Genomic DNA, 11,467 nt, shown 5'->3' with positions numbered 1-11,467 from the left:
AAGAATGCCAATGACCGCCGAACCGGAAATACGGACGCCGCAGCCTGAATCTGATCTGGAAGGGCAGGGGTGGCACCGGCTTCCGAAGCTGCTCACCCCGTCCGATTGCGCCGATCTTTGCGCGATGTTCGACGCCGACGAGCGCTTTCGCAGCACGGTGACGATGCAGCGTCATGGTTTCGGCCGCGGCGAATATCGCTACTTTGCTTATCCCTTTCCCGCTGTCCTCGAACGGTTGCGGCAGCGCCTGTATGAAAGCCTGGCGCCGCTTGCGAACCGATGGGCGGCGCGTTTGGGAGCGAGCGCTTCCTTTCCCGCCGATCTGTCGGCCTTCACACGCCTTTGCCACGCGTCGGGTCAGGTTCGGCCGACGCCGCTGCTGCTACGGTACCGCGCCGGCGACTATAATTGCCTCCATCAGGATCTGTACGGCGACCTCCATTTTCCGTTTCAGGTGGCGGTCCTGCTGTCCGAGCCGGAAGTCGATTTCGACGGCGGCGAATTCGTCCTGACCGAACAGCGCCCGAGAATGCAGTCGCGCGCACATGTCGTGCCGCTGCGGATGGGTGACGCGGTCGTGTTCGCGGTCAACGAAGCACCGCGAGCCGGAACACGCGGCACCTACCGCGTCAAAATGCGCCACGGCGTCAGCGAAATTCGCAGAGGCGAGCGCTTAACGCTCGGCATCATATTTCACGACGCGCGTTAGGCGCGTGCGGCGATGGCGGACAGGGTGGTTTTGTTAAGTTAAACCCATGTATTTGAAATATTTTTCAAATTACATCCGCTTAATTTCGGACCCACACGGTTCCACCGCGCATCTGAATTAATGATTCAGTCCGTGTAAATTTTCTGCCATTGTTCGCTACGATTGTCTAACGTTTTCTTTTCTACTCATCCTTACAACGAGAGCAGAAAAATATACATGCCTCGAGGAAATTTGAGGCTTGAAGTTTGCAGGCGCAGGACCGGGAAAGCGAGACACATGGGAGGCGACTGACGAGCACGACTGGCCGACAACCGACGCTAGATTTCTGATCAAAAATTGGTGCAAGCGGCCGTAGCCCCGGATTCGGCTGCTCAAAAGGGAATGCAGGAATCCTCTTCTCGTAAATCCTGACCAACCCCCTCGCGCTAACGGTTCGCGCATCGCCGCCGCCGCAGCTATGACTCCATTCGCGGAGCAATGTCATCGTTATTGTTATCGTCCTGCGTTACTGGCTTCTTAGCCGGCAATTTTAGCGCCGACCGTATAGCCGCCATTTCTAAGGCGAGCTCTTCATCAGCTTCCGCTGCGGAAAGAAATTCATCGATTGCATTACGAGTCTCGGTGTCGCTACCAGCGACCGCTGCCTCAAAGAAGGCGGCTCTCTCCGTAATCAGCTTACGCCCTGCTTCGCTTCTCAGCATTGGCTGAACGAGATGACGGACGGTCTTGTCGGCGTCGTCGGAAAATTTCCCTTCAATTAGCAGGGCCATTCCTCCAGCAGACAAAAGGTTGTCCAAGCGAGCGACCTCAGCGCCGGAGTGCAGGGCATCTCTAAGGTGGCGATAGAGGGTCGCCCGCATACTTTTCGATACGAACTGCGAAAGATCGAACCAGCGCTGTCGAATTTCGTCGCTCGCCTGAAGGAGGGACCCCACCTGCTCGGCCAATGCGCCCCGCAGTTCTTCACCGAACGGCCTCTTTTCGCCAAGCTCGTTGCGATAAATCTTTAAGAGCCCTGCGGGAGCCAAATTTTCGAGAATGACTTTGCGCCACCCTGCCAAGTCTACATTATCCAGCCTGGCGCGTACCAACTTGATCAAGCGGTCGCGGTCAACGTCAATCGCCTTAGCCAAGCTCGTTATAACTCGGTTCAAGTTTCGCCCAAGCGGCATGGCTTCCACGCCCGTCCAAAAATCGTCCTTCTCGCTAGCGCGCACGATCGCAGCGTCCAAAACACCAGCACCTAAAACCTTTTCCATGATTTCGATATTTTTAAGAAGGAAGGCTGTCGGAACCGACTGTCCGCCGTTTTTGTCGATGGCGCGCTTGACCAAAGCCCAAACTAGCGGTTCGGGGCTAGGAATCGATGACATCATTCCGAGCAAATATGGAAGTCCATCTTTCCAAAGATACCATCGCAACGCATTATCGACTGCTTCGACGACATCGGGCTTGGCCGCGATAAGGTCGTCCCAGGTTTTTCCGTTCGGCGCGGGAAAATCGACGCCCCGCAGCAGCATGAGGGCTATGACATCGCCCAAGCGACTATCGTCGTCGATACTGTCGGCATTCTCGGCCAAAACATTGAGCCGAGTAGAATCGAAAAGTTCGTCACAGACAGTTTTGGCCGTCGCAGAATACGCTCGAAGGAGACCGATGGTGTCAAGCGCCGGGCCGGTTTGACTTTCGTCGAAATCTTGTTCTTGTAGGATTTTCTTTGCTGCCTCGACCAGTGGGTTCCAAGCTGGCTTTTTGTTGTCCTTAAACTGCACCGTCGGCGATCCGTCCGCGACGCGACGCACAATTTCGGGAACTGTTTTTGCTAACTCCTCGGTCGACAGGCGCGTGACAAGCGCATCAACAAATGCCGAGGCCGCCAATTCTGTGCGAAGCATCGCTCGATTGGCCGGCTCCAGTTCGGCAAGCAATGACAGAAGGTCATCGATCGGCCTTTTCAGCGCTACGCCGGGTGCTTGAAAGTTCTGTGCGGCTGCGAGTGTGTGAAGGGTATCCAGCGATGCTGCGATCTCCGGGAAAGTGTCAACATCGAGTTTAACTCGCGTCAACATCTCTGACAGGATGCGCGCAGATCCGACGAGGAAACCACCCTTTGGATCGTGCGCTGGTACCAACAGCCGCAATACATCGGCAAAATCGGGGCGCCAGTTCTTAGGGGCAGCCGAAGTCTTCCATGCTTCTGCAAGACCGGCGATTATGCGTTGAGCCCAGAGCTCATCTTTGCTGGCCGACCTGCCAACGAGTAGCGCCGCGTTCATTACAAACGTTCCGTCGATTGCGGATTGATCGTCATTCAGGGGTGGTTCTGCGAATACCGCCTCGGCAACTTCGACTGCTCCCGGGCCGGAAATAAGTTCGTCAAAAACACTGCGATCGTTAGCGGCAGTCGCGGAACGTATGGGTTCGGCGAGCAAAGTCTGAAAGGCCTTTTCTGGCACCACGCCGAAATGGAGAGCGAGGGTTTGGCGCCGCCAATCGGGCACAGCCGTTTGGATAATTGAACCCTCCTCGCTCACAAGCGCGGCGATGCCATTTTTGGAAATGTCCGCGCGGCGGCTGACGTAATGGATCATCGTAAGGAGATCGACAGAGCCATCGCCCCACTGCGCTAAGAGTGCGCCGCTGCTGTTGATGAGTTTGATAAGCTTGCGCGGTGTGGTTCGCTTACTAGCTGAAGTGCCTGGGTTTGCACGCTCGACGATCTTAGTGGCCCAATAAATGCGATCCGTGTTGGCGAGATCGCCGAACGCTTCCTTCAGCTTATCGGCCAGGTAAAGCCGCCAGTCCGACATGACCGGCTCGTTGATTTGAAAGGTGATATCGAAGGTTTTGTCGATGAATGACTCGGAGAGTTGCGCGGCAATCTCCTCGTCGTGCTCAATGGCGAACATTCTCTCGATCGCCTTTTCGTCGATCGGCAAGATAATTGCGGGAGGCGCCAATCCTTCTTCGCCGGAAAGCATCTTGTTGTTGCTGAGAAAAAGACTTCGGATGGTTGCCCAAAGCTGCATGGCATCATTTTCAGCCAAGCGATCGAGATTGTCGATCACGATTACAAGTCGGCGCTTCTTCTTGCGGCACGATGCCAGAAGGTCGTTGAACACCGTCCGGAACTCGATGGCGGTCGGCTCCGGGCTGATCTTGGTCCTGTTCTCGGCATTCTCGACCGAGTGATTTGTAAGCAATGCGACGACCGACTGATCTCTATGTGCTTCGTCGTGCTCCAACCAGAAGGCTTTAGTCCTGAGTGCCTTCCACCTGCCTTCGGTCCCTTTTTCTGCGAGTGGCCGCCATTTCAAATAATAGAATAATATCACCAGCAAGGGCGCTAGGACGGCGAGAAGACTGATTGCGAGGAGGGGCCGGGCAACGCCGATACCACCGGTTCCGAAGGCCTTATCGATTAGATCATAGTCGAGAAGACCAAGCCCGAAGGGCACAAAGGCCAATGATAAGAAAATGGCGCGGCCAGTCTCGGAAAACTGCCGCGTTGTCTGCGTGGTCGTCACCTCAGCCTTACCTGAAAGCTGCGCAAGCCGGGGGTTCCATTCGGCGGGCTTGATTAACGACGCGCCTGCCAGATCCTCTATCAGAGCTTCGAGAAATGAACGACGCGGCGGGTCATTTTGGTGCAGCCAAGCATCGTAGGTGAAAAAATGAATATGCCCGCCGCCGTCGAAGTTCTTCTCGATTTGCCTGACTACCGTACTTTTTCCACTGCCCCATCCGCCAAGCAGGCCGATCACGTGAATTGGGTCGCTCCGCGTAATTGCCGCCGCAACAGCGTCGGCAACCCGCGAGTGCGGTCCGAACTTGTCTTCATCCGCAGGATGATCGGTGAGGAACTTAACCGCCGATGGAGCGATTGCTTCGGGTTGCTCGCTAATTTTTCATCTCCCCCGCAAACGGCCTCTTGCGGGCCGATTAACGTGACCGAATAATTAGTGCGCAATTCAGCAACTACAATGGTCGTCCGGGTATTGAAGGCGATCCATATGGAGATTCGATCCGTATTGGAGCGAAATCGATATTGGCCCTCAGCAGTAAGGAAACATCAGCCTATATTGATTCTGGGATGCCAGCTCGCTTCGAGGACGTGGTTCCGTGCCCCAAACGGATCGAGATCCGTCTAGTGACCCAAGCGACCGGGAGAGTGGTCCACCCATAGTCCACTTCGTCCATAGAGGGGGCTCGGCGCTCCTCCATCACAAACCACCGTCGCGCTTACGCGGCAGGTTTGAACATTCGGCAAAGAAGTTCCCCACGGCTGGCATCAGGCGCCAAGATGCCTATTCCGGCTCGAAGAGGGGAATAGACGCCGAAGCGTGAGCGGCGCGCCTGTTGCGAGATTGCCGACCCGACCTTCGGATATCGCCCTCGTCTCCGCGGGGCCGGATCGGCGCCGCCGTTCGGCTGGTAGAAGTGCCGCGCTGCCGCTCAATCAAGTCGCGAAGGCTTTCCGTCAGAATCAAGGTCGCCGCGCCCATCTTGACGATCTCGACCTCGCCTCTGGCGATGAGCAGGTAGAGAGTGCTGCGACTGATGCCCGTAAACCGACAGGCGTCTGGAACCCGCATACTGATCGGCTCGATGCCAAGTAGCGATGAGGGTGGCAGGGAAGGGCGTTGAATGGGCATTGGGGCACGAAATCCTTTGGCGGTGACAGGACGGCCGGGAGGAGCCGCCCCGCCGCGCTCAATTATCGAGAATTGCGTCGCCCTGTGCCACACGACGTTTCCCCTCCAGCGCTTCTTTTTCTACGACCAGCGACCGATACTCGACCCTGTGGATTCTGGATTGTGGCTGGACGGACCCGCATTCAGGAATATCCCCCCGCGTTCGCCGTCGCCGTCGCCGTCGCCGTGGGAGTGGCGAGGGGGAGCAGGGTTCGTTTGGGGGCGTGCCTACACCTCATCGCAATGCCTGTTCCGCACCGCAAATTCGTGCGCGGCTGATCCGCCGCTCGCGTCTTTTTCGTCCGCCATGCTCTTGTCCGACGAGAGTGCGATGCGCAGCCTCGACAAGTCTAGGAAAACCGTCACTTTGCGAAAAATGAGGCAGCGGTGTAGTCGGATTAGCCTCTCGAAAAGTGGCAGAAAACCGCTATGCACCCGTGCGTAAGGTGTGTGCCTATAAATTGTGGGTCCGATGCGAAGCATCGCGGCCCGATTAGGGAGAAGTTGGGAACAGCATTCATCAGATAATTAGCCGCTCCCAAACTACCGGCTATGACTTCATGAGCGTGTCGATCCGGGGGCTGATATCCGCAGCTAGCTTCGCAACGCCTTCTTGGTTGTTGAGGTATTGGACATATCGATGGTGCTGTAAATCAAAGGGGACGTCGCCGGGATGCTGGACTATCGGAACGACGTGTCGGCCAAGCGTGTGGGCGATACCGGCTTCGTAAAAGACGTTAGCATTCTTCCCGCTGAAATCGCAGATGACGACCTTCGATCGGAATATCAGCGAATAGATATCTTGGATTACCGTGCTGTGTTCCCAAATGTTGTCCGCCCGGTTGCACTGATAACCGAGAGCTTCCACGGCACCTTTGATGGCATCGTACACCGCTGTAAATTCGGCACCAAAGGGCATCATCACCGACACCAAATCGGATTGAATTCTCTCGGGAGGTGTCAGGAAGATGGATGATTGCGTAGTCTCCAGTGCACCGGCCTGTTGGAGAATATGCAGCAAATCGCCATCGCGAACTGTCCAGTGGCTGTGCTGCATGTCGCCTATCCCGCGACGCGGAAAATTGCTCAGTCCAAGAGCGTCCGCAAGCCGATCTGCGGCAATCGGCGTGATGCCGGACGGAAGGCTGTAGGTCACTTTCAGGTCGCGGCCGTTCTGGACGACGCTGGTAATCCAACCAATCCGCGCCATCGGAACCTTATTGTACCCGATCTCCTCCGTAAACACGGTGGGTATTGACGTGCAGAGCGCCTTCAACGCCCCGCCGGCTGGCGTCTGCCCCTCATAATCAGTCATATTCGTCGGAAGGTAAAACCGGCCTCCCGACACCGTTGAGGTGCCGCTGCCATCGAAGAAGCCGATAATTACGTTGTATTGCGCCATGCAGACTGTTCCCCTTGCAGACTATTGCACCGTTTAGCGTCGAGAGGGTCGAATAGGAAAGTTTTCCCGGTGTGGAGTTCGCGTGGCTTCTCGCGCGGCAATTCCAATAGGTTCGTTCGACTGTGTGATCTGTCCGCTGGTGGGATCAAATGCTCCCTGTGATCAAGCGGCGGAGACGGTCGAAACTTCGAAAATCAGGGGAGCCAAATAAGAGGGCGAGATAAAAGCCGTGCCAGCTTCGTTGCAAATTGTGGCAGTTTTTCAATTGTATATACGTATGGCTAACCGCACCCCGTGCCATCTAAGTGTCAGTTTTCTCTTTTGATTACAGCTGCATACGGTATGGCCAGCAAGCCAAATGCGGTCATTGATGCGGGGTTGGCTTGGAGCTAGTTTGCGAGGAGGGTGCCTATCGCATGTGCGAAACCTAATGGCCTTCGAGGAGCCATGCTTCAACAGTCACCCTATCCACTTTCCACCGCTTGACAGCGCCCGGCGCTGCTTTCGCCGCGTCGAAAAGGGCAAGATTGATCCCTTCGCCGACAGAGCTCCGATACACGACACCGTCCCAGCCTGTTTTCTTTATGAATTCGCAGAGGTATTGACTGGGCACGTAGTCAATCGCGGCTCCCTGAGGAACGACGGGCCGTGTAAGTTCGTCACCGAGGCGCTCAAGGAAAGCAATGTCGCTCCGTAGGGCTCCAATCTTATCCTCGTCGCCCAAATCGAACGGCGAGACGCGCTCCTTGGGCGCTCGCAAGTCGACTAATTTTAGGACGGCCGGATCAATGGCGAAACTAGCGACGGACGCAATCTCGCCCGTGTGGGGACGAATCTCCGAAATCGCCGTGAGTTCGTCAGAACCGACGTAAAGATAAGGGATTCCCGGCGGATTGGCTCGGCCGTGAGATGCTATCCGGCCCGGAGGTGCGCCCATTTGATCAATCGGGAACGGTGCTTCTCCAGCCTGAATGCGTGCGCGAAACCACTGCGCTGGCATATCCTCCGCCTGCAAAAAGTTTAAGAGCTCAGCCAACCGCTCCTTGTCGATATCGGAATCAGGAAAATACCTGTTCCGATTCATCAGTTCGACCCGCAACTCTTCCCATCGGAATAGCCGATCGCTCTTAAATCTTGCCGCTGGTACATATGTCCGCCGGCCAATCGCATCGTCTTCGGTAATGGCCGCCAGAAGATCTCTAATCCGAAAATCGTCCATCACAGGATTGCCGAACAGACCCCAATCATTTCGCAAATGCTCCACGATGCTGACGCCCTCGGCATCGGCATCGTAAATGTTTAGAACTGTAGAGAGCAGATCGCCCAAATTTCGCGGGTCAGCAGTCGGAACATCTCTGGTGCCGCAGTAGTCGCACTTACCAATCCCATCCGAACGAGACGGAAAAATCTTGTCTAGGCCTCGGTCGCCGAAGCAGTTCGAGCAACAGCGCATGGCTTAATCGAAAAAGTTAACCAAGGTCTCGATGTGGTGCTGCATTGAGAGCTTCTTCACGTAGCCGAGACCGGGAAAGTGGTCCTGCTCGTGCAGTCGGCGGAACTCTTCCACCGCACGGCTTTCAAAAACTGGACAGCCCGGACGGTCCAGTTCGGTTATCATTGCATCAAGTGCCTCAGCAAATTTGCCTGCGGGGTCAGTGGGGGTGTCCTGGCGCTCCGACAAAAAGTGATGAATGAACATCGCGTTGTCTTGCGCTGGGTCTATGAACGTCAAATGGATTGCAATCGCGTACGCAGGCCCACCGCTTTCGGAATAATCATCCCCCACCGTTAAAAAGTCGCCAAAACCTTGCATTCCCTCCTCGCCGAAGGTGATGTGTAGGTCGGAGAAAAACTCCACGGGCGGATGATCACGATTACGACGCCGTTGAAAACCATCACGGACGAGCACACGTTGGTCACTCGGGAAATGACGTCGATATAAGCGGCTAGATTGCCCATCCACGAAAATATGCGTCATTTCGTTCACTACGTCGCCCAACGCGGCCGAAAGGTTCACACCATCTGTGAATCCGGCATGGATCAACGCGAGATCGCCGTCCTGATGCATTTGAATACATTGCATGGCTTGCTCGACCGTGGTGCCTTCACGGAGCAGGATACCGGGCAAGACATTGTCTGCGTCGGAGAAATTCTCTTCCAGAAACTCGGAGATGCTTTCGCCATCGGCTGCATAATCGCCGTGGTAAGGATTTACGATAACGATAGCATTACCACCCGCGTCGCAAACGGCGGTCAGGGCGCGAGCAAGCCCGGAAAGAGCTTCCTTTACGGGCTCGATAATCGGGATGAAATCGGAATTAGCCATCAATTCCGCATTTTCCCGGATGGTGATCAACTCATATTGTTTGCCGCGAAAATAGGGATGATACATTTGTCTATGCCCAGTTTGCCGCTTGAGAAATTGGCGTGTTAACGGCAGCAACCAAATTTTGATGGTCACTTCGCCGGATCGGGACCGAAAGCGCGGCCGCGTGCAGCGACTGCGGCAATTCGGAGATGAGCGAATTGAGCGGCATCAAATCTCGGGACTTCTTGAGAACCTTCACCATTTCTACGTGCGCGGCAGTTGGCGACAGGTTTGCAAAAAGCGCTTTCAGCGCCCCATGAAGCCGCGTGTTTGGGACACCGGGAATCGGTACATTCAAATTCTTCAGAATTTGCACGGCTTCCGCTGTCCTGAGCGACTCAAATAGTGAGACCGGGCAAATCCGATTTGGATCGTCGATGGCGTCGCGAACGGTCGTGATGCGATAGCGGCGCGTCAGGCATAGAATGCCAACATCGTTTGGAGCGATTTCCTCAACGCCTTGAATATGATCCTCCGATGCGATCACGTAAGCTTTCGCAAAAACCTTGCGGTAGGCGTTCAGTTGAGCGGCGAGCCGAGCTAGCGAATCTCGTTCGGATTTTATCTCATATACCGTGGCGGTGCCGTTAAAGATCACAAGGTCTGCTTTGCACTGGCCCGCGCGAAATTCGGTTAGCATTGATGCTGTGCGCAGTGAGTGGGTGCCCAAGAGCACCTTATGAGTCAGCGCAGCCTTGTAAATGTACTCGTCGCGATGCCCAACGGCTCGCAATACTGAAAAGGCGGCATCAAATGCGTTGGCGATGGGCTCAGCTCCATCCAACTCATCGAGAAATCCCGTTTGCGTCAACAAACGAGAAAAAAGGGGCGAACGCCCCCTCCTCGACATTTCTTTGAAAACGGCCGAAGAAAAAAGGCGCGACGCGGCAGAAATTTGGGCAACATTTGCGGTCACAGAATCCTCATTCTCTTCCCATTATATAGTGGATTCCCGCGATGTTATCCAGCTATCGCCCGAATTTCCCGCAGATCCCCCCGTGCGCTAGCTTGCGGCCAGAGCGGCATCGCCATACAAGCTACGGCCAATTATGTCACGCGTCGTGCGGGCGACCTAAGTCGTTGACCGCTAACGACCGATTGCGGAGTTGCCAAATCCGCAGTCAACAACCAAGATGGCCCTAGGCGATGGGGCATAGAAGATATGCAGAGTTACGAAATGCTCATCACGCGGCTCGACCGCGCCGTGTTCGAAGAAGCGCTTAATATGCAGTCGGGCTACGTCTTAGATTTTTCAGATCGCACCTTTGGAGATTTCTTCTGCACAGAAGTTGGTGTCGATCCTGACGCCCCGCCTTGGTCCTCTTTGTTTTCAGCCTATGGAACTTCGAAAGCCAAGCGCCTGCGGTCATTTATAGCACGCGCGCAACCTCACCTTGTTGCTCGTGCGCTACGTGCGCTCTGGGAGTACCGGGAGAACAACATCCTTGGCACCAGCGGGCCACGCGAGGATCGTTTAAGAGAAGTATATTTCAAGATAGTTGGCAAATTCGAAGGGGAAGAGCACGTTGTTGATTCAACAGGGATCGAAGCATTCGAGGCAAATGAAACGCTTCAAGAGTTAGTCGCTGCGATACGCAGGGACTTGGACGCTGGCCGTCCAAATGCTGGGTTGGACCGACTGCATACCTATTGCATGAAGCGCTTCGCATCCTTGGTAATCAAACACGGGGGTGAGCCTTGTGGCGAAAATGACGCCCTGCATGCCAGAGTGGGGAAATATGCTAAGGTGCTGAAAGCATCACGAAACCTCACGGAAATGTCGGACCGCATCATCAAGAGTTCCATTTCCACTTTCGAGTCGATGAACGACATTCGGAACAACAAGTCCTTTGCGCACGACAATGAAACCCTTGTCCCGATGGACGAGGCGAAGTTCATCTATGACAGCGTGACCGCCCTGCTACGTTTCATCAAAACGATGGATGCGCAAAAGTTTGAAGATTGATGCAGATGACACACGCTGGCTTGAGTGCCCGCAATGTCCCGCGAAGCTGATGTTAGAACTTGCCTCAGCGTTGGTCGATTGTCGGGCGCGGAGGCGCTGAGCGCTTCACTGCGCCTGTAAGGCAGCTTTCGGGGTATGAACTGAGTCCGGCAACGTCCACTTCAGGTGCGAAGCTGACGTCCGCAATGAAGCAGGGTGCGTCCGCTTCCCATCTGTGGACGCCCCAAAAGACGCAAGCGATTTTTGGAGGTAGTGCACGTAGTCGGATGCGGCCATCTGTCCGGCCTTGCAATGCAGCATCGGAGGCTGCGGGCCCGTATGGGAGTTC

The 11,467-nt window shown here is 55.3% G+C and carries 8 protein-coding genes; 2 read left to right on the top strand and 6 right to left on the bottom strand.

All coding sequences use genetic code 11. The features are described from left to right. The first annotated feature begins 10 nt into the window (after positions 1-10). The gene (locus tag P1IM2_RS05390) at positions 11-709 is read left to right on the top strand and encodes a 2OG-Fe(II) oxygenase (protein ID WP_186401722.1); all 699 of its coding nucleotides are present in this window, start codon (positions 11-13) and stop codon (positions 707-709) included. Positions 710-1,164: 455 nt separating this feature from the next. On the opposite strand, the gene P1IM2_RS05385 is transcribed toward P1IM2_RS05390, so the two are convergent. The 6 genes from P1IM2_RS05385 to P1IM2_RS05360 all read right to left on the bottom strand — a co-directional run bounded on the left by P1IM2_RS05385 (position 1,165) and on the right by P1IM2_RS05360 (position 10,089). Further along, positions 1,165-4,593, bottom strand: a complete 3,429-nt coding sequence (locus P1IM2_RS05385; protein ID WP_260833924.1) for a KAP family NTPase — start codon at positions 4,591-4,593, stop codon at positions 1,165-1,167. A gap of 423 nt (positions 4,594-5,016) precedes the next feature. Next, positions 5,017-5,304 (bottom strand): helix-turn-helix domain-containing protein, encoded by a 288-nt coding sequence (locus P1IM2_RS19010; RefSeq protein ID WP_313906802.1) that lies wholly within the window; start codon positions 5,302-5,304, stop codon positions 5,017-5,019. A gap of 649 nt (positions 5,305-5,953) precedes the next feature. Further along, complete coding sequence (locus P1IM2_RS05375; protein ID WP_186401720.1) at positions 5,954-6,805, bottom strand: hypothetical protein; 852 nt, start codon at positions 6,803-6,805, stop codon at positions 5,954-5,956. Positions 6,806-7,232: 427 nt separating this feature from the next. Beyond that, entirely contained in the window at positions 7,233-8,132 is a 900-nt protein-coding gene (locus P1IM2_RS05370) for an RES family NAD+ phosphorylase (protein WP_260833923.1), read from the bottom strand. A 129-nt stretch (positions 8,133-8,261) separates the two neighbouring features. Then, the gene (locus tag P1IM2_RS05365) at positions 8,262-9,197 is read right to left on the bottom strand and encodes a sce7725 family protein (RefSeq protein WP_186401718.1); all 936 of its coding nucleotides are present in this window, start codon (positions 9,195-9,197) and stop codon (positions 8,262-8,264) included. Between the two features lie 4 nt (positions 9,198-9,201). After that, entirely contained in the window at positions 9,202-10,089 is an 888-nt protein-coding gene (locus P1IM2_RS05360) for a sce7726 family protein (protein WP_260833922.1), read from the bottom strand. Between the two features lie 246 nt (positions 10,090-10,335). Here P1IM2_RS05360 and P1IM2_RS05355 point away from each other — a divergent pair, with 246 nt between their 5' ends. Beyond that, entirely contained in the window at positions 10,336-11,139 is an 804-nt protein-coding gene (locus P1IM2_RS05355) for an abortive infection family protein (protein WP_222102998.1), read from the top strand. The last annotated feature ends 328 nt before the right edge of the window (positions 11,140-11,467 follow it).

The organism is Sphingopyxis sp. P1IMeth2, assembly GCF_900185685.1.
In the GTDB taxonomy this organism is placed as follows: domain Bacteria; phylum Pseudomonadota; class Alphaproteobacteria; order Sphingomonadales; family Sphingomonadaceae; genus Sphingopyxis; species Sphingopyxis terrae_A.
Note: the sequence above shows the minus strand (reverse complement) of the source record. Positions and strands in the feature narration are given on the sequence as shown.

Bases quoted from the DNA above. Each gene is read 5' to 3' on its own strand.
- P1IM2_RS05355 (WP_222102998.1), top strand. From the start codon at position 10,336: ATGCAGAGTTACGAAATGCTCATCACGCGGCTCGACCGCGCCGTGTTC.
- P1IM2_RS19010 (WP_313906802.1), bottom strand. From the start codon at position 5,304: ATGCGGGTTCCAGACGCCTGTCGGTTTACGGGCATCAGTCGCAGCACT.
- P1IM2_RS05365 (WP_186401718.1), bottom strand. From the start codon at position 9,197: ATGTATCATCCCTATTTTCGCGGCAAACAATATGAGTTGATCACCATC.
- P1IM2_RS05390 (WP_186401722.1), top strand. From the start codon at position 11: ATGACCGCCGAACCGGAAATACGGACGCCGCAGCCTGAATCTGATCTG.
- P1IM2_RS05375 (WP_186401720.1), bottom strand. From the start codon at position 6,805: ATGGCGCAATACAACGTAATTATCGGCTTCTTCGATGGCAGCGGCACC.